This is a genomic window from Corallococcus sp. AB032C, from assembly GCF_003668935.1.
Classification (GTDB): Bacteria; Myxococcota; Myxococcia; order Myxococcales; family Myxococcaceae; genus Corallococcus; species Corallococcus exiguus.
In genome coordinates this window covers 18,085-42,661 of record NZ_RAWP01000034.1, presented here as the reverse complement: position 1 = coordinate 42,661, position 24,577 = coordinate 18,085, and the positions used below count along the sequence as shown (strand labels likewise).

The 24,577-nt window shown below is 70.5% G+C and carries 21 protein-coding genes; 14 read left to right on the top strand and 7 right to left on the bottom strand.

The annotated features are described in order from the left end of the window. Window positions 1-141: 141 nt before the first annotated feature. The 6 genes from D7X99_RS17180 to D7X99_RS17155 all read right to left on the bottom strand — a co-directional run bounded on the left by D7X99_RS17180 (window position 142) and on the right by D7X99_RS17155 (window position 7,102). On the bottom strand, window positions 142-1,980 hold the full coding sequence (locus D7X99_RS17180) for a glycosyltransferase family 39 protein (RefSeq protein WP_121778766.1): 1,839 nt from the start codon (window positions 1,978-1,980) through the stop codon (window positions 142-144). Between the two features lie 20 nt (window positions 1,981-2,000). Then, window positions 2,001-2,951 carry a hypothetical protein gene (locus D7X99_RS17175; RefSeq protein WP_121778733.1) on the bottom strand — a complete coding sequence of 317 codons (951 nt, stop codon included), beginning with the start codon at window positions 2,949-2,951 and terminating at the stop codon, window positions 2,001-2,003. Beyond that, on the bottom strand, window positions 2,938-3,450 hold the full coding sequence (locus tag D7X99_RS17170) for a hypothetical protein (RefSeq protein WP_121778732.1): 513 nt from the start codon (window positions 3,448-3,450) through the stop codon (window positions 2,938-2,940). Before D7X99_RS17170 ends, D7X99_RS17175 begins: the two co-directional genes overlap by 14 nt. Before the next feature lie 83 nt (window positions 3,451-3,533). Next, on the bottom strand, window positions 3,534-4,499 hold the full coding sequence (locus D7X99_RS17165; RefSeq protein WP_121778731.1) for a CarD family transcriptional regulator: 966 nt from the start codon (window positions 4,497-4,499) through the stop codon (window positions 3,534-3,536). Between the two features lie 78 nt (window positions 4,500-4,577). After that, window positions 4,578-4,793 (bottom strand): hypothetical protein, encoded by a 216-nt coding sequence (locus D7X99_RS17160; RefSeq protein ID WP_120575436.1) that lies wholly within the window; start codon window positions 4,791-4,793, stop codon window positions 4,578-4,580. Between the two features lie 95 nt (window positions 4,794-4,888). After that, on the bottom strand, window positions 4,889-7,102 hold the full coding sequence (locus D7X99_RS17155) for a serine/threonine-protein kinase (RefSeq protein ID WP_121778730.1): 2,214 nt from the start codon (window positions 7,100-7,102) through the stop codon (window positions 4,889-4,891). Between the two features lie 292 nt (window positions 7,103-7,394). Between D7X99_RS17155 and D7X99_RS17150 the strand changes: the two genes are divergently transcribed. Both D7X99_RS17150 and D7X99_RS17145 read left to right on the top strand, forming a co-directional pair. Next, the gene (locus D7X99_RS17150; RefSeq protein WP_346729645.1) at window positions 7,395-8,048 is read left to right on the top strand and encodes a hypothetical protein; all 654 of its coding nucleotides are present in this window, start codon (window positions 7,395-7,397) and stop codon (window positions 8,046-8,048) included. 182 nt (window positions 8,049-8,230) lie between these two features. Beyond that, the gene (locus D7X99_RS17145) at window positions 8,231-10,039 is read left to right on the top strand and encodes an acyl-CoA dehydrogenase family protein (protein WP_121778728.1); all 1,809 of its coding nucleotides are present in this window, start codon (window positions 8,231-8,233) and stop codon (window positions 10,037-10,039) included. 33 nt (window positions 10,040-10,072) lie between these two features. Here the strand turns inward: D7X99_RS17145 and D7X99_RS17140 are convergent, their stop codons facing one another. Continuing rightward, a complete protein-coding gene (locus D7X99_RS17140) occupies window positions 10,073-10,783 on the bottom strand; it encodes a PilZ domain-containing protein (RefSeq protein WP_121778727.1) in 711 nt (236 codons plus the stop codon). A 238-nt stretch (window positions 10,784-11,021) separates the two neighbouring features. On the opposite strand from D7X99_RS17140, the gene mraZ reads away from it, so the two are divergent. From mraZ to murC, 12 genes are read left to right on the top strand one after another with little or no spacing between them, the layout of a single operon-like run. Further along, window positions 11,022-11,474, top strand: coding sequence for a division/cell wall cluster transcriptional repressor MraZ (gene mraZ / locus D7X99_RS17135; RefSeq protein WP_120566798.1), 453 nt, complete (start codon window positions 11,022-11,024; stop codon window positions 11,472-11,474). A gap of 50 nt (window positions 11,475-11,524) precedes the next feature. Continuing rightward, a complete protein-coding gene (locus D7X99_RS17130; protein ID WP_120575456.1) occupies window positions 11,525-11,908 on the top strand; it encodes an STAS domain-containing protein in 384 nt (127 codons plus the stop codon). 23 nt (window positions 11,909-11,931) lie between these two features. After that, window positions 11,932-12,837 (top strand): 16S rRNA (cytosine(1402)-N(4))-methyltransferase RsmH, encoded by a 906-nt coding sequence (gene rsmH / locus D7X99_RS17125; protein WP_120594391.1) that lies wholly within the window; start codon window positions 11,932-11,934, stop codon window positions 12,835-12,837. Beyond that, entirely contained in the window at window positions 12,834-13,226 is a 393-nt protein-coding gene (locus tag D7X99_RS17120) for a cell division protein FtsL (RefSeq protein WP_120575430.1), read from the top strand. The genes rsmH and D7X99_RS17120 overlap by 4 nt, the downstream gene beginning before the upstream one ends. Further along, a complete protein-coding gene (locus D7X99_RS17115) occupies window positions 13,223-15,244 on the top strand; it encodes a penicillin-binding protein (protein WP_121778726.1) in 2,022 nt (673 codons plus the stop codon). Before D7X99_RS17120 ends, D7X99_RS17115 begins: the two co-directional genes overlap by 4 nt. Window positions 15,245-15,293: 49 nt before the next feature. Next, complete coding sequence (locus tag D7X99_RS17110) at window positions 15,294-16,832, top strand: UDP-N-acetylmuramoyl-L-alanyl-D-glutamate--2,6-diaminopimelate ligase (RefSeq protein WP_121778725.1); 1,539 nt, start codon at window positions 15,294-15,296, stop codon at window positions 16,830-16,832. Between the two features lie 25 nt (window positions 16,833-16,857). After that, window positions 16,858-18,258, top strand: coding sequence for a UDP-N-acetylmuramoyl-tripeptide--D-alanyl-D-alanine ligase (gene murF / locus D7X99_RS17105; RefSeq protein ID WP_121752281.1), 1,401 nt, complete (start codon window positions 16,858-16,860; stop codon window positions 18,256-18,258). Next, window positions 18,258-19,436, top strand: coding sequence for a phospho-N-acetylmuramoyl-pentapeptide-transferase (mraY, locus tag D7X99_RS17100; protein ID WP_120575426.1), 1,179 nt, complete (start codon window positions 18,258-18,260; stop codon window positions 19,434-19,436). Before murF ends, mraY begins: the two co-directional genes overlap by 1 nt. Before the next feature lie 32 nt (window positions 19,437-19,468). Next, a complete protein-coding gene (gene murD, locus D7X99_RS17095; RefSeq protein ID WP_121778724.1) occupies window positions 19,469-20,839 on the top strand; it encodes a UDP-N-acetylmuramoyl-L-alanine--D-glutamate ligase in 1,371 nt (456 codons plus the stop codon). A gap of 5 nt (window positions 20,840-20,844) precedes the next feature. Then, on the top strand, window positions 20,845-22,008 hold the full coding sequence (gene ftsW, locus D7X99_RS17090; protein ID WP_121778723.1) for a putative lipid II flippase FtsW: 1,164 nt from the start codon (window positions 20,845-20,847) through the stop codon (window positions 22,006-22,008). After that, entirely contained in the window at window positions 22,005-23,156 is a 1,152-nt protein-coding gene (gene murG, locus D7X99_RS17085; protein WP_121778722.1) for an undecaprenyldiphospho-muramoylpentapeptide beta-N-acetylglucosaminyltransferase, read from the top strand. Before ftsW ends, murG begins: the two co-directional genes overlap by 4 nt. Continuing rightward, the gene (gene murC, locus D7X99_RS17080) at window positions 23,153-24,577 is read left to right on the top strand and encodes a UDP-N-acetylmuramate--L-alanine ligase (RefSeq protein ID WP_120575422.1); all 1,425 of its coding nucleotides are present in this window, start codon (window positions 23,153-23,155) and stop codon (window positions 24,575-24,577) included. Before murG ends, murC begins: the two co-directional genes overlap by 4 nt.

The window sequence follows — 24,577 nt, the reverse complement described above, 5'->3', positions numbered from 1 at the left end:
TCCCCGGGAAGGTGGAATGGCCGACACCGCCAGCCTACCCCGGCCCCATGCCTTCCAGTCCTGTCCGCTTTTCGTGGACGCCCGCGAGGTCGCCGAGTGCACGGTCGTGCACATGGCCTCCTGCGTCATCCGGGCCCGGACCTACTCCGGGCGTTGGTAGACGATGACCTGCGGCGTTTCGTCCAGGTACAGCCCGGTGACGGGTGTGCGCGTGCCGAAGGCCTGCCACGTGAGGAACTCGTGCTCGCGGAACTCCTGGTGGTACTGGTACGCGACGATGTCCGCGTCGAACGGGCTGTTCACCGCTCGCACGTCCGCACGGAGCATGCCGTTGCGCTGGTAGTCGCGGAACGAGAAGCCGTTGACCTCGTGCAGGTAGACGCGCGCGCCCTGCTTCGCGTGCTCGTTGATCCACGGCAGCACGCCGGTGACGTGGCTGGACCAGAACTGCCGCTGCATCCCCAGCGTCGCCGAGCCCGGCAGCCCGCCCGCCAGCTCCGAGTACGCCGCCGTGCCGTACGGGAACACCCGCACCAGCCCCAGCAGCGCGGGCGCCATGAGCAGCGCGAACACCGGCACCGTCACCGCCAGCGGTGACAGGGAGGGCCGCCGCGCCTTCAGCACCTCCCACAGCGCGAAGCACCCGCGCGCCACCGCCGCGCCCGCGAGGATGCCCAGGAAGGGCATGGACGGGAACCAGTGCTTCACGCCGCCGAAGTGCGGCACCTGCGGGTGGCTGATGATGAGGATGGACGTCACCGCGTTGACGCCCACCAGCGCCTCCGCCGCCGTCGGCATCCGCACCCATTCGCGCGTGCGTTCACTCAGGCTGAGCAGCGCGCGGCCCACGAGCGCCACGAAGCCCGTCACCATGGGCGCGAAGAGGCTGGTGGGCACCGTCAGCGCTGTCTTCACCAACACGTAGCTGAGCGGGAAGGGCGGCCCTCGCATCAGCGTGCCCAGGTAGAACCAGGCGTAGTGGTTGTGCGTCGCGTGGAAGGCCAGGTACCACGCGGTGCGGTCCACCGGCGCGTGCCAGAGGTAGGGCCAGTGCAGGTAGAAGAGGACGGGGCCCAGCACCGCCATGGCCGCCAGCGGAACCAGCGCCTGCGTCACCGGCAGGCTGACGCGCCGCAGGTCCCTCAGCAGCACCTGGCAGCCCACCGCGAGCCCCACGAAGAACAGCGTGTGCGGGCTCAGGAGCAGGAACTTCTGCTGGAACCCGGCGGGCCCGCCCAGGAACACCACCAGCAGGCCGTACAGCACCGCCACCGCGGCGAAGAGCCCCACGAAGCGGAAGAGCCGCACGCGGGCCTCGGGGTTGCCTTCGCTTGCCTGCCACGCGCGCCACAGCGCGAACGGCGACAGCACGAACGGCAGGAAGAGGGCGTTGTGCTTCGTGGCGAGGGCCAGGCCGAACGCCACGCCGCACGCGACGCCCCAGCGGGTGCTCTCCAGCGCGCGCCAGAAGCAGTACACGACGAGCAGCCACATCGCGGCCACCGGCATGTCGAAGCACGCCAGCTCCGCGTTGAAGTACTGGCGCGGCACCAGCAGGAAGGAGAGGGCGGCGAACCACCCCGCGGTGCGGCCGTACAGCGCGCTGCCCAGGAGGAAGCACAGCGCGGGCACCAGCGCCGCCATCGCGAACGCGGGAAGCCGGTAGGCCGTCGCGTCGCGCATCACGCCCAGCGTGTCGTGGAAGAGCAGGTGGCTCAACCCGAACAGCGTCTTCATCAGCGCCGGGTGCTCGTGGTTGTAGTCCCACGCGCGCACGATGGCGCTGTCCGTGAATGCCTGCGCGGGCGAGTGCAGCAGCAGCCGGAACCACTGCGAGTAGCCCTCCGCCGCGGCGAAGTAGACGCTCTCATCGCGCGTGAAGCCCACGGCGGCTTCCGTGCTCCACAGCGCCGCGAACGCCAGCACCCACAGCGCCAGGGCCGTGAACTTCTCCTCGCGCGTGGCGGGGCGTCCGGTCATCTGAAACGTCACCGGAGCTGTCATGGCTTCACCCCCACCGCGGGCTCCAGCGCCATCACGTCCAGGCACACCTGCCGCGACTCCGCGTTGTCCGCCTGCACCCAGACCTTCACCGTGCGCGGCGGCCCGGGCGGCAGCACCACCTCCGCCTTCTGCACGCCCTCGCGGCCCGGGGGAATGGGCACGTCCAACAGCCGCTCTCCCGTGGCCGCGTCATCCACGCCCAGGTACGAGGTGGACAGGCGCGGGTCCTTGGAGTGCGCGAACTCGAAGATGATGCCGCCCTCCAGCCGCAGGCCCATGCCGGACGGCACGTTGGCGAACTCCGCCACCAGCCGCTGCGCGCCTCCGGGCGCGTGCATCCACAGGCAGTGCCGGGGCTCGAAGAGGATTTCGTGCCACTCCGGCGCCACGTACAGGTGCGGCGGGCCGGGGCAGCGGTGCACACGCCCGTCGAAGGGGCAGTCCCGGCGCGAGCCGTCCGGCTGCTCCAGGTACACGCGCGCCGCGCTCGCGGACTCGCTCGCCACCCAGTGGCGCGGGCGGTAGCGGCCGTTCTCGTAGAGGCGCAGCGACAGCGGGCCCATGCGCGACTCGGGGCCCAGCGCCTTGCGGCCGGGGAGGAAGGCCGCGTCGAACGCACCCACGTCGGAGCGGGGCAGCTCCGGCTGGCCCAGCACCCAGATGCGGGGATGCGCGCTCAGGTCCGCGCCGTCCGACTCCAGCCACCCGTACACGGGCACGGAGGACGGCACGAAGAGGCGGGCGCGCTCGGTCCACCAGGGGAACAGCAGCACCGCGTCCCCAGGGCGCGCGTCGCGGGCCAGCACGTCCGCCATGGCGCGCTCGTCCGCGTCCGTGGGCAGCCGGCCCGGAAGCCTCAGCTGGAAGACCAGGCACAAGAGCGCGACGAGCAACAGGGCCCCCAGCTCCACCAGGGGCAGGGCGCGCAGGGCCTTAGGACTTGGCAAGACGGATCTTCTGCTCGCTCTTTTCGCGGCAGAAGGTGCAGAAGATGTGGTCGCCCTGATTGAAGGACGGCGTCCAGGGCGGGTACATCGAGCAGCGCGGATCCAGGCAGTGGTGCAGCTCCCAGAGCGTGCCCAGCTGGTGCAGCGCGTGGCGCGTGATGGGCTTGAAGTCCTTCTCCAGGTCCTTGAACGGCGCGATGGAGAGCACCGCCCGGTCCTTGCCGTACCTCGCGAAGCCTGACGTGGGCGCCTTGCCGCTGGGCAGGTCCCGGTCCTTCAGCTTGCGCGAGGTGAGCAGCAGCACCTTGTCGTCCTTGTAGGCCCGGATGCCCTTCACCTCATCGAGCAGCTTCTCCGCGTCCAGGGGCTCGGACATGCCCGCGGGGACTTCCGCGGAGCCGCTGTGCTCGCTGCCCACGCCAAAGGCCGTGTAGAGCGTGCGGTTGAACTTGGCGAGCTGCTTGTCGTCGAAGGGGTCCAGCGTCACGACGCGAATCACGGGGCGTCACCTCGGCGGGAAGGCCCTCGCGGTGCCGGGCGCGCGCTTTCGGCGCGACGCGGGCGGCCGGAGGGCCGTGGGGTTCACTCGTCCTCGGGCGGCTTCGCCTTGGGAGGACGGCCACGCTTCTTTGGCGCGGCGGGCTCCGCGGGTGCGGCGCCCTCGGGTGGCTTGGCCTTGGGCGGACGGCCGCGCTTCTTCGGGGCGGCGGGCTCGGCTCCCTCCGCCACCTCGGGCTTCGGCTTGGGCGGACGGCCGCGCTTCTTCGGAGCGGCGGCCTCCTCGCCTTCGGCCGGCTTGGCCTTGGGCGGACGGCCGCGCTTCTTGGGAGCGTCCTCGCCCCCCTCCTCGCCGCCTTCCTCCTCGCCGCCCTCTTCCTCGGAGGACTCCCCTTCGGACTCGGACTCGGACTGCGGCTCTTCGTCCGAGGGCAGGTCCAGCTCCCCGCCCTCCAGACCCATGAGGTCGCCGTCCAGGTCCATGTCGTCCTCTTCGCCACCGGGCCGCGCGAACTCCGCGGCGGTGCGCTTGGGACGCTCCTTCCCGGGCGGGAAGAGGACGATGTCGATGGAGTCCTCGGCGTTGGCCTCGGCGGTGCCCAGCGCGGCGGCGACCTCCGAGACCAGCAGGTGCCGGGCGTTGTCGTAGAGCTCGCGCTCCTTGGTGGGCAGCGGCCGCAGCTCGCTGAGGACCTGGAGGCCCTTGACGACCTCCGCCAGACCCAGGATGCCGCCCTGGGTCATTCGGTCCAGGTTGGTGCGCGCGCGTTGCTTCCAGTCCAGGTCGGCCTTGTCACTGTCCGAGCGGAGGAACGCGTAGATCTCCTCCACGTCGGTGGGACTGGCCACCTTGCGCACGCCGATGGAGAGGATCTTCCCCTGCGGCACCATCACGACCGCGCCGTCTTCCTCCCGGCGCATGGTGACGAAGGTGAGGCTCTGGCCCGCCACCTCCTTCACGTCGATGGCGGCAACGCGGCAGACCCCCTGGTTGGGGTAGACGACCCGGTCTCCAACCTGGAGCTGGAGTGCAGCGGACCCTTCTGGCATGGCCCCCTCGTGGGCGGGTGGAATGATCACCGAAGCGAGCGCCGGTCGTAGCACCGAGCCTCGCCGGATGCCACGAGATTACCGGGGAAGCATTGTCATCCGGTTGGCATTGCGCTGCGCTTCCAACAGCTTGGCCATGACCTCGTGCGCCTGCGAGTCCAGGACAGCGTCGATTTGGGCGTCGGTCGGCCCCTCGTCCGCCGTGCTTCCGGGCCGTGCGTCCACGCGGGTGGAAAGTCCCACCGTCGCCATCACCGCGATCCCCAGGGCCAGCACCGCCAGCAGCTTCTTCATGAGCGTCCTCCGTGGCGGCCCAGGGTAGGGGCGGCGCCCGGATGATCAATTTTTCGGCTACAGGCTGGCGGTGTCCTGTAGCGGCCCGTCGCTCGCTACTGGTGCAGCGGCGCCACCGGCGTCACCTCCAGCGTGAGGCCGCCGGAGTTGTCCTGGACGTCGTCATCCGGGAACGCGAGCCGCAGCCAGCTCGCGCCGCGCATCACCGTGGGCTGGTTGACCTCCAGCACCTCCAGCGTGCCCGGGGCCAGGGCCGGGGACGGCCCCGCGCCGTGCAGCGCGAGCACGCCGCCCACCTCGCCGCCGCCGAAGCCCCGCGTGCGCGCCGGTTCCCCGGCCGAACGCACGACGACGCGATAGGTGGTGGACGGATCCAGCTCCCGGAGCGTGAAGCCATCGCGGGGTGACAGCGAGACGGCGTGCCGGCGCGCGTCCAGGAGCAGGGTGGTGATGGCGCCGCTCGCCTGTTCGCGCACGTGCACCTGGAGGGCGCCGCGGTTGTCGTCGGGCCGGTCGTCCCAGAGGAACACGTAGAGGACGGAGGCGTCGCGCACCAGCACCTCGTCGGCGCCCACCAGGCCGAAGCTGTCGCGCGCCGTCAGCGCCGTGCCGCCCTCCAGGAAGTACACGGCCTGGGCCACCGGCAGCGGGCCGCCCACCGACACGCGGCCCTCCACGCGCAGGCCGTAGGCGCGGGATGGATCCAACCGCATGCGCGCCGCCTGGGACGGGGGCACGCGCAGGGCATGCGCGACCGCGCTGAGCGCGAACGGGCCGCCGGAGGAGTAGCGGGCGAAGAACGCGGGCGTGTCGTCCGGACCCGCGCGGGGCAGGGCGCGCGCCGCGACCGCTTGCTTCGGCGCGAGCCGCGCATGGACCGCCAGCGTGGTGCCGCGCTCGGCGTGGACGCGCTGGCTGAAGGGCACCATGCCCGGCATCAGCACCTCCAGCACATGGTCCCGGTCCGACGGCAGCTGGGTGATGAGCGTGGGCGTCGTCTCCGCCAGCGTCCGGCCGTCCACGCGGATGGCGGCGCCCGCGGGAGAGGAGCTGAGCTCCACCGCGAACGTGTTGGAGCCGCCCATCACCAGGCCCAGCCACGTGGCCACGAGCGCCGCCACCGCGACCGGCGCGCCGCGCACCGCCCAGCCTCGCAGGGAGCGGTGCCACGCGGGCGGCGGCTCCGGAGGCATCGCCTGCGGTGGCAGGGGCTGCGTCGTCAAATCGCCTCGGGGCTCACCCCCGGGCTCGGAGACGTGGCTGGGAACTTCCGGGGGCGTGGCGATGGGCGGCGGTTCGGCGACGCCGCTCCAGCGGCCCACCCGTGCGACGAACTCGCGCGGCAGCTGCACCGGGCGGCCGGCCTCCACGAGCTCCGGCTCGAAGAGGTAGCCCATGAAGTGGCCCAGGTCGCTGGCGGACACGTCCGGCGCGGTGACGTGGAGCTGTCGCGCCAGCGCCTCCGCGAAGGCCTGAGCGGTGGGGTAGCGCTGCTCCGGGCTCGTGGCCATCGCGGTGAGCAGGATGCGCTCCAGCGCGGCCGGGATGTTCGGCGTCCACTCGCGCGGGCGGGGGAAGTCGCCCTGCGAAATCTTCCGCAGCACGTCCTGGAGCGAGCCCTCGAAGGGGCGCCGCCCGCAGAGCATCTCGTAGAGGACCGTGCCCGCGGCGAACACGTCCGTGCGCGCGTCCAGCGCCTCGCCGCGCGCCTGCTCCGGCGCGAAGTAGACGTACTTGCCCTTCGCGGGGTCCGCCTTCGTGTCGGAGCGCCCGGCGAGCCGTGCCCGCGCGATGCCGAAGTCCACCAGCTTCACCTGCCCCTCGAAGGAGAGGAGCACGTTCTGCGGGCTCACGTCCCGGTGGACGATGTGCAGCGGGCGGCCGTTGTCATCCAGCCGCGTGTGCGCGTACGCCAGCCCCCGCAGCATGTCGATGGCCACCAGCACCGCCAGCGGCGGCGGCAGCGCGGGCAGCCCCTTCTCCCGCGCCCGGCGCATCACGTGCGAGAGCGGATGGCCGTCCACCCACTCCATCGCGAGGAAGTACTCGCCCTCCACCTCGCCGAAGTCGAAGATCTGCGCGATGTTGCCGTGCGACAGCCCCAGCGCGATGCGCGCCTCGTTGATGAACATGGACACGAACGCGCTGTCGTCCGCGTAACCGGGGAGGATCTTCTTGATGACCACCGGCTTCGTCACGCCCGCCACCGCCGTCATCCGGGCGCGGTAGATCTCCGCCATGCCGCCCGTCGCGATGCGATCGAGCAGCTTGTACTTGCCGAACTGGAAGCCGGCGGAAGGCGGCGGCACGTTCGAATCGGCTCCGGTGGAGGGGAGTCCTTCGCAAAAACCGCGAGACGCTATCATGAGGCCATTCAGACGCTCCGGGTGGAATATTCCGCTATGCTCGCCAGCCTGTTCCCGTAACCGTGCATTCTTCCTCCTGGTGTGGAGCACCCTCACATGGGGTGGCTGCCGGGAGTCTCCTCCCGTCGAACCGGCACGCACGGTAACTCCAGAGCCAGCACTCCGAGTGGATTCGGGCTCCCCTCCACCCGCTCCCACTGACGCGGGCACCTGGGCGGATGCGACCGTCACTCCCGTGTCCGCGCCCGTCTGGGGCGAGCCTCTCCCAGACGACGTCCTCCGGCTGGAGCTGTTGGGAGATCAGGTGCGCCTGGGCGCGGAGGCTTTCACTCCGGCCCGCGCTCGGGACGCGGCCAGGCTCGCGGAGCGGGTGCGGGGCAAGGACGTGCTCGTCGCCGTGGAGGACGCGGACACGTTCCTCGCGCAGGTGTCGGACGCGCTGGCGGTGCTCCGCGCGCAGGCGGCGGAGGTGTGGCTTCAGCACCCGGACGCGCCGGTGGCCTACCGGGTGGTGCTGCGCGACGAGCAGGGCTTCCGGGCGTGGCTGGAGGAGGTGGCTCCCGGCAAGCTGCGCATCATCCAGCGCGCGGACGGCTTCGAGCTGAGCACCAGCGTGGGCAAGCTGCCGGGTCCGGACCGCAATGGCCCGTCCGTGCCGGTGCGCGGCGGGCGCCAGGACATCGCGACGCTGCGGCGGGAGCTGGCCCGGCTGAAGACGCGCTTCACCACGTCGGACGACCTGTGCCTCGTGCCGTCGTTCGGTACGGAGGTGGGGCAGGTGGCGCGGGCGCTCGGCGGCACGTACGTCGCGCCGGAGGAGGGGCTCTTCGACACGCTCTGCCTCGTGTACCCCACGCCCCGGTCCGCTCCGGACGCGGGTTCCCCGTAACACAGGGACCAGGAAGCCTGCCGCCTGCAGGCCGGGCACGCACCCCGGGTGGAGTCCCACGTCGCCTTGAGGTGGTGGGGCCGCGCCGCTACTACCCGTGACAGTCCGCGCGCCCTAATGTCCCGCGCGCCTTTTTCCCCTGAAGGCTTCGGAGGGCAATGCTCCCTCCCCGGAGGTCGTTGATGGTCGCCGCAACTGAGCCCGCTTCCCGTCCCCAGGATGTTCTCGCCGGGGCCACCTTCCTCTTCCAGGAGGTGGGCTCCACCCGCATCCTCACGCCGGAGGGGTTCTCCGAGGAGCAGCGGCTCTTCTTCAAGACGGCGCTCCAGTTCTGCCGTGAGCAGGTGCTGCCCCAGGCCGCGCGCATCGAGGGCAAGGACAACGCGCTCCTGCGCGACCTCCTGCGCCGCGCGGGCGAGCTGGGCCTCTTGAGCGTGGACATCGCGGAGACCTACGGCGGCACGGGTCTGGACAAGACGACGTCGCTGCTGCTCGCGGAGGCCATGAGCCTGTTGGGCTCCTGGTCGGTGACGTCCAGCGCGCACACCGGCATCGGGTCGCTGCCCATCGTGTGGTTCGGCAACGAGGCGCAGAAGGCGAAGTACCTGCCCAAGCTCGCCACGGGTGAGTGGGTGGCGGCGTACGCGCTGACGGAGCAGGGCAGCGGCAGCGACGCGCGTGGGGCGAAGACGAAGGCGGTGAAATCCGCGGACGGCAAGCACTACGTCCTCAACGGCTCCAAGCTCTACATCACCAACGCGGCCTTCGCGGACGTGTTCGTCGTCTTCGCGCAGGTGGACGGCGACAAGTTCACCGGCTTCATCGTGGAGAAGGACACCCCGGGCCTCACCGTGGGCCCGGAGGAGCACAAGATGGGCATCCGTGGCTCGTCCACGTGCCCGCTCTATTTCGAGGACGCGCAGGTGCCCGTGGAGAACCTGCTGGGTGAGCTGGGCAAGGGCCACCGCATCGCCTTCAACATCCTCAACTACGGCCGCCTGAAGCTGGGCGCGGGCGTCATCGGGAGCATGAAGCTGCAGCTGCGGAGCGCGCTGAAGTTCGCGCAGGAGCGCAAGCAGTTCAAGGCGCCCATCGCCACGTTCCCGCTCATCCGCGAGAAGCTCGCGCGCATGGCCACGCTCGTCTACGCGGTGGAGAGCATGACGTACCGCACGGCGGGGCTGGTGGACGGGCGGCTCGCGTCCAAGGAGCGCTCGGACGCGGACTACGACGCGCACGTCATCGCCGCGATGGAGGAGTTCGCCACCGAGGCCTCCATCATGAAGGTCTTCGGCTCGGAGGCCCTCGGCTTCCTGGTGGACGACGCGGTCCAGGTGCACGGCGGCGCTGGCTACATCGAGGAGTACCCGGTGGAGCGCGCCTACCGCGACGCGCGCATCAACCGCATCTTCGAGGGCACCAACGAAATCAACCGGATGCTGATCACCGGCATGCTGCTCAAGCGCGCCGTGAAGGGCGACCTGCCGCTGTTCGCGCAGGCGCGCTCCGTGGCGGAGGAGCTGGGCCGCGGCGAGCGTCCCCGCGCGGGCCGTCATGACGCGCTCGCCAACGAGGAGATCGCCGCCGAGTGCGCCAAGCACCTGGCCATCCACGGCATGCGCCTGGCCGCGGAGACCTTCGGCACGGAGCTGGACAAGCACCAGGAGGTCATGGCCGCGCTGGCGGACGTGGTGATGGACGCGTACGCGCTGGACTCCATGGTGACGCGCACCCGTCAGGCCGCCACTGGCGGAGTGCAGGACCCCGTGCGCGTGGCGCTGGTGCGGCTGTACGCGATGGAGTCCACCACGCGCGCCTTCGAGCGCACCCGCCGCGCGCTCTGCGCCACGCTCAAGGGTGACGCGCTCACGCTGGAGCTCAAGCGCCTGTCCGCGCTGGACGCCTTCACGCCGTACGACCCGGCGGAGCTGCGCGAGACGATTGTCGCGGGCCTGGAGGAGGCCGACGGCTACCCGTACAACCCGCTGTAACGGCTGAAGCGCGCGGGTGCCCTGGACGCAGCGTCAGGGCATCCGCGACACGGCATCCAGGCCGAAGCTGACCCGGGCCCGCCAGGGCGCGGGCGGCAGGTGCTCCAGCGCCATCAGGTCCTCCAGCCGCTGGAGCATGTCCGGCCGCAGCCGGCCGAAAGTCGCGCCGAAGCCCGGCGTCACCGCCTGCGCCACGCCCTTGCGCGGCACGGTCGACGTCCACGCCACCTCGCCGTGGAGCAGGAGCGGCCCCTCCTTCATGTCCATCTCCATGAAGAAGGGCGTGCCCACCTGCACCTCGCGGGGCAGGGCGGGGGCATCCACCTCCAGGCCCACGCCGCCGCGGGAGATGTCGCGCACGTAGAAGAACGGCGCCCGGGGGTCGGCCTCCCGCGCGCGCAGGTGCAGCGGCAGGCGCGGGAAGCGGCGCAGGCCGTTCTGCTCCTCCTGGGCGAAGATGAACTGGAGCACCGCGTCCAGCGCGCTGCGATCCTCCGCGCCGTCGTAGCGCACGGTGAGCATGAAGCGCTCGCCGGGGCGCGGCTCCACCTTGACGACCTCGCCCAGCACCTCCACCGGACGCGGCATGCCGCCCGCGTGCAGTTCAAAGGTGAAGCGGGTGCCCAGGGGCAGGGCCTTGCGCGTCTCCAGGGTGACGCCGCCCTGACCCACGCTGCGGGTGTACTCACCGACCAGCGACTGCGGCGTTTTGTAGGCCACCTTCAGTCGAACGTTCGTGTTCACGCGCCCGCCAGTCTCAGCCTGGGAGCGAAAGAACTCAAGTTTACCCCACCCCCAAGGGTAGGCCGTCCGGCATGTGCCCTGGGGGATGTCCGGCGCCGGGCGAGCGGTGTTCCAGCCTGTTGCGCGCTTTCTTGACCCCCCTGGGGGGGGCGCGTATGTATGCCGGCCGCAGAGGGGTAAGAAGTGGGAAGGAGTGGTGGTCCGTCCCGTGCTGGGCTGAAAAGGTGGATCGTCCCGCGTGTTCCGAGGCGTCTATGAGCACCAGATCGACGCGAAGGGGCGCACCAGCCTCCCGGCGAAGCTTCGGGAGACGTTGGTGGGCGCCTACGACGAGCGGCTCATCGTCACCACGGCCCTGGACCCCTGCCTCCACGCCTATCCGGTGCGGGAGTGGGAGGCGTTGGAGACCGCGCTCGCCCGGCGCAACCCCATGGAGCCGGGGGTCAAGACGTTGATGCGGCTGTACGTGGCCAGCGCGCAGGAGTGCCCGCTGGACAAGCTGGGCCGGTTGCTCATCCCGCCGTCGCTCAGGGCGTACGCGAAGTTGGAGAAGGAAGTGGTGTGGGCGGGGATGGTGAAGGTGATTGAGCTTTGGAGCCAGGAAGGCTGGGCGAAGGCGCAGGAAGACGCGCGCCAGGAAGCCACCTCCCCGGACGTGTTGCGGGTGCTGGGCGAGCTGCGCCAGCCGTAGCCAGGAAGTCGACAGCTTCAGGTTTCGCAAAGAGAAGGGTGGGCAGGCGCATGGACCAGGTTCAGGAGGTTCGTCGGACCAGGGCGGTGGTGGCGGCGTCCGAGCGCGTGGAGACGCTGATGCTGGAGGGCGAGCTGGAGGAGGCGGACCTGCTCAAGCTGTGCGAGGACCTGATGCACCGGCTGCACCGGGGCACCCGTCAGGTCGTCCTCGACTTCGCGGACGTGTCTCACCTGAACTACCGCGGCGTGCGCCCGCTGATGGCCCGCACGGACGCGTTCCGCCGCTCCGGTGGTGACGTGAAGCTGTCCGGGCTGTCGCCGTACCTGGCCGCCATCTTCCGCGCGGCTGGCGCCCACGACGCCTTCGAGCTGTACCCGCACATGAACGATGCCCGGGCCGCCTTCCAGCTCGCGCGCGCTCCCTTCGTCTGACCCTGCACCCAAGGCCCCCTCCCGTGGACTTCCAGCACCAGACCGTCCTGCTCCACGAGACGGTGGAGCTGCTGAACCCAGCGGAGGGCAAGGTCATCCTCGACGGCACGCTCGGCGGCGGAGGCCACACCCAGGCGCTGCTCGCCCGGGGCGCCACGGTGGTGGGCGTGGACCGGGACCCCGTGGCGCTGGCCGCGGCCACCGCCCGCATGGGCGTCAACGCGCGCTTCCAGGCCCGGCAGGGCAACTTCGCGGACCTTCTCAGCGTCGCGCAGGACCTGCTGCCCGTGGACGGCGTGCTGGTGGACCTGGGCGTGTCCTCGCCCCAGCTGGACGTGGCCGAGCGCGGCTTCTCCTTCATGAAGGAGGGCCCGCTGGACATGCGCATGGGCGACAGCGGCATCACCGCCGCGGAGCTCATCGCCGAAACGGACGAGCGCGACCTGGCGAAGCTGCTCAAGGACTACGGGGAAGAGCCCTTCGCGCGGCCCATCGCGCGGGAGCTGAAGAAGGCGCTGCCCCAGCGCACGCTGGAGGCCGCGGAGGTGGTGAAGCGCGCCGTGCCTCGCAAGGCGTGGCCGGACCGCATCCACGTGGCCACCCGCACCTTCCAGGCGCTGCGCATGGCGGTGAACGGGGAGCTGGAGGCGCTGGACTCGCTGCTCGCCGCGCTGCCCTCGCTGCTCAAGGTGGGCGGTCGCGCCGCGGTCATCTCCTTCCACTCCCTGGAGGACCGGAAGGTGAAGGAAGCCTTCCGTGCCCTGGTGGGCGGGTGCACCTGTCCGCCGGGCTTCCCGGTGTGCGTGTGCAACAGCCAGGGTGACTTCGTCCTCGTGTCCAAGAAGGCCGTCGCGGCTTCCGAAGCGGAAGTCGAGGCCAACCCCCGCTCTCGCAGCGCGCACCTGCGCGCGGTGGAGAAAATCCGATGAGCAAGGCCCTGTCGCGTCCCTCCGTGTCCGTGGCCGGCGTGCTGATGCACCTGCTGCCCGCCGTCATGCTCTTCACCCTGTTCGCGGCCGTGGGCATCCTCCACGTCACCAGCCGCGTGCTGGTGGTGGACATGGGCTACCGCCTGTCCAACGCGGAGGGCGAGAGCCGCTCGCTCACCCGGGAGAACGACCGGCTCAAGCTGGAGCTGGCCACTCTGAAGGCGCCGGGCCGGTTGGAGCGCGTGGCCCGTGAGCAGCTGGGCATGGCCATGCCCAAGGGCGGCGCGGTGGTGTCCCTGGCGGACGAGCGCGTGAAGGGCTCCGGCACCGCGCAGGCCCGTTCCGCGGCCCCGGCCGTCCGCGTGGCGGAGCGGGGGACCCAGCGGTGAGGGACCTGAAGAGCGCGCGGATTCCGGAGTCGAACACGAAGGGGCTCAGGCTGCGGGTCCAGCTCTTGTTCGGGCTGTTCCTCGCGCTCTTGGGCACGGCGTTCGGCCGCGCGGTCTACCTCCAGGTCTTCCAGCAGGAGAAGCTGCGGGGCCTCGCGCAGGACCAGTACGTCCGGCAGATCGACATTCCCGCCCGGCGCGGAGACATCTTCGACCGGCGCGGCACGCCGCTGGCGCAGAGCGTGGAGGTGGACTCCATCTGGGTGGACCCGTCCCTGCTCCCCGACGTGCCTCAGGCGGCCCGTCAGCTCGCCCGCGCCGTGCACCTGGACAGTGGCGACCTGGCCGCGCGCCTGTCGCGCGCCAAGCGCTTCGCGTGGGTGAAGCGCCAGGCGAAGCCCCAGGAGGTGGAGGCGGTCAAGGCGCTGGGCCTGCCCGGCCTGGGCTTCACCAAGGAGCCCAAGCGCTTCTATCCCCAGCGCGAGCTGGGCGCGCACATCGTGGGCATGGTGGGCACCGACGGCCACGGCCTGGAGGGCCTGGAGCTGGCCTTCGAGGACGAGCTGTCCGGGCAGAACTCGCGCACCTCCGGCTTCCGCGATGCCAAGGGCCGCAAGCTGATGGTCCAGGGCGCCATGGATCCGCTGGAGCGCCAGGGCGCCGCCGTCACGCTCACGCTGGACCGCCACCTCCAGTACGTGGCGGAGAAGGCGCTGGCCAAGGCCGTGGACGACGCCAAGGCGGCGGCGGGCATGGCGGTGGTGTTGGATCCGCGCACCGGGGAGATTCTCGCGCTGGCGAACAACCCGCGCTTCAACCCCAACACGCCGGAAGACGGCGTGAAGAACGCCATCCGCAACCGCGCCGCGCTGGACTCCTTCGAGCCCGGCTCCACCATGAAGGCCTTCGTGGTGGCCGCCGCGCTGGAGCAGAAGGCCATCACCCCGGACCAGCTGTTCTTCTGTGAGAACGGCTCCCTGCGCATCGGCCGTCACACCATCCGGGACACCCACCCGCACGGCTGGCTCAACGCGCAGGGCATCCTCCAGGTGTCCTCCAACATCTGCGCCGCGAAGGTCGCCGAGGCCCTGGGCCGCGAGAAGTTCGTCGCCGGCTACCACGCCTTCGGCTTCGCGGAGCGCACCGGCCTGGCGCTCACCGGCGAGAGCCGCGGCGTCATCCCGTTTCCGAAATCGGACATCTCCCTGGCCACCCAATCCTTCGGCCAGGGGATGACCTCCACCGCCGTCCAGCTGACGGCGGCCTACGGCGCGCTGGCCAACGACGGCGTGCTGATGCGCCCGTTCCTGGTCTCCAAGGTGGTGGACCCGGACGGCGTGGTACTGCTGGAGAACCAGCCCACGGAGCTGCGGCGGGTGGTTTCCCAGAGGGTGGCGCGCCAGGTCGTGGGCATGCTCGAGAGCGTGGTGGTCAAGGGAGGAACCGCGCCCAAGGCCGCCATGGACGACTACCGGGTGGCCGGCAAGACGGGTACCGCACAGAAGGCGGACCCCGTGGCACGGGGGTATTCCGACAAACGCATCGCGTCGTTCGCGGGCATGGTACCGGCCGAGGCCCCGCGTGCCGTGATTCTCGTGGTGGTGGACGAACCCAAGACAGACGTATACGGGGGGAACGTGGCTGCCCCTGCCTTCAAGGAAATCGCTACCGCTGCCATGGCCCACCTGGCCGTGCCCCCGTCCCGGACGGTGGCACCCGCCGAGGTGGCCGCGGCCGCCGCGCCCGTGGTGCCCCCTCCGGCACCGAAGGCGTTGGCGAAGGTCGTGCCCGTCCGGGCCGGCCTGGAGGATGCGGTGACCGAGACTCCGGAGCCCGGCACGGTGCGTGTGCCGGACGTTCAGGGTCAGGCGGGACGGGAAGCCGTGGTGAAGTTGCTCGCCGCGGCGTTGGAGCCACAGCTGCAAGGAAGTGGACGAGTCGTATCTCAGACCCCCCCCGCCGGTGCGCTGGTGGAGAAGGGGGCCCGGGTGACGCTGGAACTGGCGACGCGGCAATGAGGCCGTGTCCTTTCCAGGCCCCGCAAGCAATGCGTGTGAAGGGGAAGAGATGAAGCTGACGGATGTCCTCGCAGGGTGTGGAGCCGAGCAGACCTCGGGCGGCCGTTCCGCGGTCGACGTCACGGGAGTGACGCAGGATTCGCGGCGCGTAAAGCCGGGGGATCTCTTCATTGCCGTGCCGGGCCTGAAGGAAGACGGGGCCCAGTTCATTGGTGAAGCCGTGTCGCGCGGCGCTGTCGCCGTGGTGTCGGAGAAGCAGGGTCAGTCGTCGCAGGTGCCGTTCTTCAAGGTGAGCAGCGCGCGCAAGGCGTTGGCCCTCATCGCGGCCAACTTCCACGGCCGTCCCGCGGACAAGCTGACGCTCCTGGGCGTCACCGGCACCAACGGGAAGACGACCACCACGTACCTCTTGGAGGCCATCCTCGCCACCGCCGCCATGTACACCGGCTCTCCGGCGCCGGGCGTCATCGGCACGCTGGGCTACAAGTTCGGTGGCAAGACGACGGAGCTGGCCAACACCACGCCGGACCCGCTGGAGCTGCACCGCATCTTCCGCGAGATGGTGGACGCGGGCGTGGAGACGGTGGTGATGGAGGTCTCCAGCCACGCGCTCGCGCAGGAGCGCGTGCACGGGCTCACCTTCAAGGCCGCGGGCTTCAGCAACCTGTCTCGCGACCACCTGGACTACCACAAGGACCTGGAGGAGTACTTCCAGGTGAAGCGCAAGCTCTTCGTGGAGAACCTGGGCGCCTCTGGCACCGCGGTCGTCAACGCGGACGACGCCTTCGCCAGCCGCATCTACACGGAGCTGCGCAACCAGAAGCGCATGGCGTGGAAGTTCAGCCGCACGGGCGCGGGGGAAATCTCCGCCGCGGACGCCGCCTATTCGCTCAAGGGCATCGAGGCCACCCTGAAGACGCCCGCGGGCGACGTCAAGGTGAAGAGCAAGCTCCTGGGGCCCCACAACCTGGAGAACATCATGCTCGCCGCCGGCATCGCGCTGGGTGCGGGCATCAGCCGCTCGGACGTGAAGAGCGGCATCGAGCTCGTCACGGGCGTGGCCGGCCGCATGGACCGCGCGGAGAACCACCGCGGCGGCCCGGCGCCCGCGGTGCTGGTGGACTACGCGCACACGGATGACGCGCTCAAGCGCTCCCTCGAAGCGGCGCGCGCGCTGGCCAAGGGCCGCGTCATCGTCGTCTTCGGCTGCGGCGGCGACCGCGACAAGGGCAAGCGCCCGCTGATGGGCGCGGTGGCCGCGGAGGGCGCGGACCTGGTGATGGTGACCAGCGACAACCCGCGCACGGAGGATCCGGAGACCATCATCTCCGAGGTGACGCCGGGCCTGGAGAAGGGCGGCCTGCGCCGCATCTCCGAGGGCAAGGCGAAGGTCGGGGAGAAGGGCTACCTGGTGGACGCGGACCGCCGCGCCGCCATCGAGCAGGTCATCAACCTGGCCAAGGACGACGACGTCGTCCTCATCGCCGGCAAGGGCCACGAGACCTACCAGACGGTGGGGACCGAGAAGCTCGCCTTCGACGACCGCGAAGTCGCCGCGCGCGCGCTGGCCAACCGCATCCCGGGCTGAACCTTCTCAAGGCCACCCCCCCTCCATGGCCGTTCGATTCTCCGATGACGAGGTGGTGCAGGCGACGGGTGCGACCCGGCGCGGGGGGCCCGTGGAAGCGGGCTTTCCCGCCGTCTGCACCGACACGCGGTCGCTCACCCCCGGGTGCCTCTTCGTGGCGCTGCAGGGCGAGCGCTTCGACGCCCACGACTTCGTGGACGGTGCCCAGCGCCAGGGAGCGGCCGGGGCGGTGGTGAAGCGGGGGAGGGCGCTGCCGGCCCTGCCCCCGGGCTTCGCCTTGTACGAAGTGGATGACACCCTGGCCGCGCTGGGCGGCCTGGGCGCGCTGCACCGCCGCCGCTTCCAGATTCCGGTGGCGGCGGTGGGGGGCTCCAACGGGAAGACGACCACCAAGGAGATGGTGGGCGCCATCCTGGCCACGCGGGGCCCCGCGCTGAAGACGGAGGGCAACTTCAACAACGAGGTGGGCGTCCCGCTCACGCTCTTCCGGCTGGAGCCGTCCCACGTGGCGGCCGTCATCGAAGTGGGGATGAACCAGCCGGGCGAAATCGAACGGCTCACCCGCAAGGTCCAGCCGGACGCCGGTGTCATCACCGTCGTCCAGCCGGAGCACCTGGAGGGGCTGGGCAGCCTGGAGGGCGTGGCGGAGGCGGAAGGGGAGATGTTCCGCGAGCTGCTGCCCCAGGCCACTGCTGTCGTGAACGTGGACGACGCGCTCATCGTGCGCCAGGCGGCGCGCAGCGGCGCGAAGCACCTGACGTTCGGCCGGGCGGAAGGGGCGGACGTGCGCCTCACGGCGGTCCACACGCTGGGCCGCGACGGCATGGTGGCCACCGTGCGCTACCAGGGGAAGGACTGGCCGGTGCGCCTGCACTTCGTGGGGCCGCACAACGCGCAGAACGCGACGGCGGCGTTCGCGACGGCGCTGGCCCTGGGCTACTCCCCGGAGGAGTGCGTGAAGGGCCTGGAGTCCGCGCGTCCATACGCGCGCAGGCTCAACATCGTGGATGGCCGCAACGGCATCACGGTGGTGGACGACTGCTACAACGCCAACCCGGCCTCCATGGAGGCCGCGCTCGTCACGCTGGGCACGCTGGTGCCAGAAGGTGGCCGGGCGGTGGCGGTGCTGGGCGACATGCTGGAGCTGGGCGCGGGCGAGGCGGAGGAGCATGCCCGGCTGGGTGAGCTCGTCGCGCGGCACGCGAAGCTGGTCGCGTTCTTCGGCCCCCGGTCCTCGGGCGGTCTGGGCAGCGCGGACATGGGAGATTCCGCCGCCCATTTCACCGAAGTGGAGCCATTGGTGGCGTGGTTGACGCCCCGGCTGTCACCCGGTGACGTGGTGCTGGTGAAGGCCAGTCGCGGCATGCGATTGGAGCGCGTGGTGGCGGCCCTGACGGGCGCGGCACCCCCCGGAGGGAGTCACTAGTGCTGTACCTTCTGTACGAGCTCATCCAGAACACCGAGGCAGGGCGCGTCCTCAACTTCCTGCGCTACCCGACCTTCCGCATCATCGCCGCGGGCGTCTTCGCCCTGCTCCTGGGGATGCTCATCGGGCCGCGTCTCATCGCGCGGCTGCGCTTGAAGCAGCACGGGCAGAGCAACGTGCGCGAGGACACCCCGGACAGCCACCAGAAGAAGAAGGGCACGCCCACCATGGGTGGCGCGCTCATCCTCATCAGCATCGCGGCGGGCACGCTGTTGTTCGCGGACCTGAAGTCCCGCGGCGTCTGGGTGATGATCCTCCTCACCTTCAGCTACGGCTTCATCGGCTTCCTGGACGACTGGCTCAAGCTGTCCAAGCGCAACTCCAAGGGTCTGGCCGGGCGCAAGAAGATGGCGCTGCAGACGCTCTTCTTCCTCATCGCCATCTTCGGCTTGATGTGCACGTGGACGAAGGCGGATGGCTCCTTCGGGCCCACGCTGCTCATCGACACGCGGCTCACGCTGCCGTTCGTGCCGTCCCATTGGTTCAACCCGGACCTGGGCTGGTTCTACGTGGTGTTCGCGTGGGTCGTCATCGTGGGCACGTCCAACGCGGTGAACCTCACGGACGGCCTGGACGGCCTGGCCATCGTGCCCACCATCGTGTCGGCGGTGACCTTCTGCGTGCTCTGCTACGTGGCGGGCACCACGCTGCACATCGCGGACACGGAGACGGTGAACGGCGTCACGCGGCTGACCGCCACGCCGCTGTACCGCTACCTGGGCATCCTCCAGGTGCCGGGCGGCGCGGAGCTGGCCGTCTTCTGCGCGAGCATCGTGGGCGCGGGCATCTCCTTCCTCTGGTTCAACACCTACCCGGCGTCCGTGTTCATGGGCGACATCGGCTCGCTGGCCCTGGGCGGCGCGCTGGGCGGGCTGGCCGTGTTCTCCAAGAACGAAGTGGTGTCCGCCATCATCCACGGCATCTTCTTCGCGGAGGCGCTCTCCGTGATGATCCAGGTGACGTCCTTCAAGATGACGGGCAAGCGCGTCTTCAAGATGGCGCCCGTGCACCACCACTTCGAGCTCAAGGGCATGGCCGAGCCGAAGATCATCGTGCGTTTCTGGATTGTCGCCATCCTCTGTGGTGGCGTGGCCCTGCTGTCCCTGAAACTGCGCTAGTCGCTTTGCCCCCATCGAGGTCGGCCCACCCCATGAATCCCTCGCTGTCCGGTCGGAATGTCGCGGTGTTCGGGCTGGCCAAGAGCGGCGTCGCGGCGCTGCGGCTCCTGGTCCAGCAAGGCGCGAAGGTGACGGCGCTGGACGCGCGCTCCGAGGACGCGCTCGGCGACGTCGCGAAGGAGCTGCACGCGAAGGGCGTGACGCTCGTCACCGGCGCCACGCCCCCGGGGCTGCTCACCCGCCAGGACCTGGTGGTGGTGAGCCCGGGCGTGCCGCTGTCCCTGCCGGAGCTGGAGGCCGCGCGCACGTCGGGCGTCCCGGTGTGGGGCGAGATTGAGCTCGCGGGCCGCCTCCTCACGGGCACCCGCTTCCTGGGCATCACCGGCACCAACGGCAAGAGCACCACCACGGCGCTCACCGGAGAGCTGTACGCGAAGGCGGGCCTGCGCACCTTCGTGGGCGGCAACCTGGGGCGCCCGCTGGCCGAGGCCGCCATGTCCCCCGGGGACTGGGACGCGCTGGTGGTGGAGCTGTCCAGCTTCCAACTGGAAGGCATCCACCAGCTCAAGCCCACGGGCGCGGCCATCCTCAACCTCACGCCGGACCACCTGGACCGCTACGCCAACCACGCCGTGTACGGCGCGGCCAAGGCGCGCATCTTCATGAACCAGGACGGCGCCAGCGACTTCGCCGTGGTGAACGCGGACGACGCGGCGGTGATGGGGCTGGCCGCTTCCGCGCGCGTGCCCGTGTACGGCTTCAGCCTCACGGGCCGCCCGGTGGTGGACGCGCCGAAGCTGGCGGGGCTGGCCATCGCGCGGCCCGGCGGCTTCGAGCTGGAGTTCGCGGGCGAGTCCTACACCCTCACCCACCGCTCGCTCCGGGGCGCGCACAACGCGCAGAACGCGATGGCGGCGGCGCTGCTGGCCCGGCTGGGCGGCGTGGCGAAGGACGCGGTGCAGGCGGGGCTGGACAGCTACCCGGGCCTGGCGCACCGGCTGGAGAGCGTGCGCGTGCTGGACGGAGTGGAGTGGGTGAACGACTCCAAGGCCACCAACGTGGACTCCGTGCTGGTGGCGCTCAAGGCCTTCGCTGGCGACGTGTGGCTCATCGCGGGCGGCAAGGGCAAGGGCGCGCCGTACGCGCCCATGGTGGAGGCGGGGCAGGACAAGGTGAAGGGCGTGCTCACCATTGGCCAGGACGCGGACGCGCTGGCGCGGGCGTACGCGAACGACGCGCCGGTGCACGCGTGCGGCACCCTGGACGCGGCGGTGGCGAAGGCGCGTGAGGTGGCGAGGGCGGGGGACACGGTCCTGCTGTCCCCGGCATGCGCGTCGTACGACCAGTTCAAGAACTTCGAGGACCGGGGCGACACGTTCAAGCGCCTCGTCGGGGCGCTCTGACCGTGATGAAGACCTCTCCTCCGACCGCCCCCGTGCGGTTCGATCCGATTCTGCTCTGCGCGGTGCTGGCGCTCGTGACGCTGGGCCTGGTGATGACGTACTCGGCGAGCGCCGTGCTCGCGCAGGACAAGCTGGGCGACAGCCTCTACTTCCTCAAGCGCCAGCTGTCCGCCGCGGGCCTGGGGCTGGTGGGCATGGCGGTGGCCATGAAGCTGGGGTGGCGGAAGCTGGCGCGGCTGGCGTACCCGCTGCTGCTCGTCGCCATCGTGCTGCTCATCGCGGTGGCCATCCCCGGTATCGGCACCACGGCGGGCGGCGCGCGGCGGTGGATCCGCCTGCCGGGCTTCAGCCTGCAGCCGGCCGAAATCGCCAAGTTCGCGTGGCTCGTCTACCTGTCCTATTCGCTGGCGAAGAAGCGGGAGAAGGTGGCCACGTTCTCCATCGGCTTCCTGCCGCACCTGGCCCTGTGCGGCATCCTGGTCCTGCTGTGCATGCTCCAGCCGGACTTCGGCAGCAGCGTGCTGCTGGTGTTCATGCTCTTCGTGCTGCTGTTCGCGGCGGGCACGAAGCTGTCGTACCTGGTGGGCTCCCTCCTGCTCGCGCTGCCGCTGGCCTTCGTCGCCATCGCGACCAGCCCCTACCGCATGAAGCGCATCCTCGCGTTCCTGGACCCGTGGGCCCACCGGCACGACGTGGGCTATCAGGTGGCGGAGTCGCTGATGTCCATCGGTTCCGGCGGCATCACCGGCCTGGGCTTGGGGGACGGCCGGCAGAAGCTGTTCTTCCTGCCGGAGGCGCACACGGACTTCATCTTCTCCATCCTGGGTGAGGAGCTGGGGCTCATCGGCGTGGGGCTGCTCGTGGCGCTGTACGCCATCGTCCTGTGGCGCGGCATCCGCGCGGCCCTGGCGGCGGGGGAGACGTTCGGCACGTACCTGGGCCTGGGCATCAGCTCCATCATCGCGTTCCAGGCCACGGTGAACATGTGCGTGGCCATGGGCCTGTTGCCCACGAAGGGACTGACGCTGCCGTTCGTGTCGTACGGCGGCACGTCGCTGGTGGTGCTGATGGGCTCCGCGGGCGTGTTGCTGTCGCTCAGCGCGAATACCCAGGGCGCGTCGCGGCCGGTGCGCGCGGGCTCCTCGGACCTGCGGGAGGTGACGGCGTGAAGGTGCTCATCGCGGGCGGCGGCACCGGTGGCCATCTGTTCCCAGGCATCGCGCTGGCGGAGGAGGTCGTCACTCGCCACCCCGCCAACGAAGTGGTGTTCGTGGGCACGGAGAAGGGCCTGGAGGCGCGCGTGGTGCCCAAGGAGGGCTACCCGCTGGAGCTGGTGAAGGTGCAGGGGCTCAAGGGCAAGGGGCTCATCGGCCTGCTCAAGGGGCTCATCGCGCTGCCCATGGCGTTCCTCGCGTCGTTCCGCATCCTGTCGCGCCACAAGCCGGACGTGGTGGTGGGCGTGGGCGGCTACGCGAGCGGGCCGGTGGTGCTGGCCGCGTGGATGATGGGCATCCCCACCGCCATCCAGGAGCAGAACGCGCTGCCGGGCTTCACCAACAAGGTGCTGGGCCGCATCGTGAAGGTCGTCTTCACCTCCTTCGAGGAAGCGCGCAACCACTTCCCCGAAGCCAAGGTGCAGATGATTGGCAACCCCATCCGCAAGAAGCTGATGGACAACTACCTGCGCAGCAGCTCCGCGCACGAGAAGTTCTCCGTCCTCATCTTCGGCGGCAGCCTGGGCGCGCGCGGCCTCAACAACCGCGTGCTGGAGGCGCTGGACTCGCTGGGCGACGTGAAGGGGCAGCTCGACATCGTCCACCAGACGGGGAAGCTGGACCTGGAGAACGTGACGAAGGGCTACGCGGACAAGGGCTTCGCGGACGTGGCGCAGGTGGTGGAGTTCATCGACGACATGTCCTCCGCCTACGCGAAGGCGGACCTGGTCATCTGCCGCGCGGGCGCCACGTCCCTGGCGGAGCTGACGGTGTGCAAGAAGCCCAGCATCCTGGTGCCCTTCCCGCACGCCACGGACAACCACCAGGAAGTGAACGCCCGCGCGCTGGTGGACGCGGGCGCGGCCATCATGTTCCGCGAGTCGGAGCTCACCGGGCAAAAGCTGGCGGAAACGCTGCGCGGCCTGATGACAGACCCCGCGAAGCTCAAGCAGATGGCGAAGAAGGCGGGCATCTTCGGCCGCCCCGCCGCGGCGAAGGAGCTGGCGGACGTGTGCGTGGACCTGACCACCCAGGCCTGGGGCCCGGGCGGACGCGACCGCGGACAGAAGGACGTGAAGAAGGCACCCGGGAGCAAGGCATGAGCAGCAAGACCGTCAGCAACAAGCCCGGCAGCCTCTTCAAGACGCGCCACGCGGCGCACGTGCACTTCGTGGGCGTGGGCGGCATTGGCATGAGCGGCATCGCGGAGGTGCTGCTCAACCTGGGCTACCGCGTCTCCGGTTCGGACCTGCGCGAAAGCGACATCACCCGCCGCCTGGCGAAGCTGGGCGCCACGCTCTACGAGGGCCACAAGGCGTCCAACCTGGTGCACGCGGACGTGGTGGTCATCTCCTCCGCGGTGCGCAAGGACAACCCGGAGGTGGTGACGGCGCGCCAGCGCAAGATTCCCGTCATCCCTCGCGCGGAGATGCTCGCGGAGTTGATGCGCCTGAAGTACGCGGTCGCCGTCGCCGGCAGCCACGGCAAGACGACCACGACGTCCATGGTGGCGACAGTGCTGTCCGCGGCGGGCCTGGACCCCACGGCGGTGGTGGGCGGCAAGGTGAACGTGCTCGACTCCAACGCCAAGCTGGGCAAGAGCGAGCTGATGGTGGTGGAGGCCGACGAGTCCGACGGCAGCTTCCTCAAGCTGCACCCGTCCATCGCGGTCGTCACGAACATCGACCCGGAGCACATGGACCACTACGGCGACCTGGAGACGCTCCAGTCCGCCTTCGTGGAGTTCTGCAACCGCGTTCCCTTCTACGGCCTCAACGTGCTGTGCCTGGACAACCCCAACGTCCAGGCCCTGCTGCCGCGCATCGAGAAGCGCTTCGTCACGTACGGCAGCTCGCACATGGCGGACTACCGGCTGGAGGGCATCTCCCTGGACGGCTTCACCACCACCTTCCGCGCCTTCCGCCGGGACGAGGACCTGGGCGAGTTCCGCGTGCGCATGGTGGGCGCGCACAACGCCTTCAACGCGCTGGCGGTGGTGGCCATCGCGGAGGAGATGGACATCCCGCTGGAGACGGTGCGCTCCGCGCTGGCGGAGTTCGGCGGCGTGCAGCGCCGCTTCACCGTGCGCGGCGAGGTGGGCGGCGTCACCGTGGTGGACGACTACGGGCACCACCCCACGGAAGTGATGGCCACGCTGTCCGGCGCGCGCCGCGCCTTCGGCCGCCGGGTGGTGGCCGCCTTCCAGCCGCACCGCTACACGCGCACGCACGACCTGATGAAGGAGTTCGCCACCGCGTTCAACGACGCGGACGTGCTCTTCGTCACCAGCGTCTACGCGGCGGGCGAGGAGCCGATTCCCGGCGCCACCGGCGACGCGCTGGCGGAGGCCATCCGCGCGCACGGCCACCGCGACGTGACGTTCGTGGAGAAGCGCGCGGACGTGGCGAAGGCGCTCCACGAGCGCGTGCTCGAAGGCGACCTGGTGCTCACGCTGGGCGCGGGCGACATCACCCAGGTGGGCCCGGACCTGCTGAACCTGATGGGCGCGGCGAAGGGCGGGTAG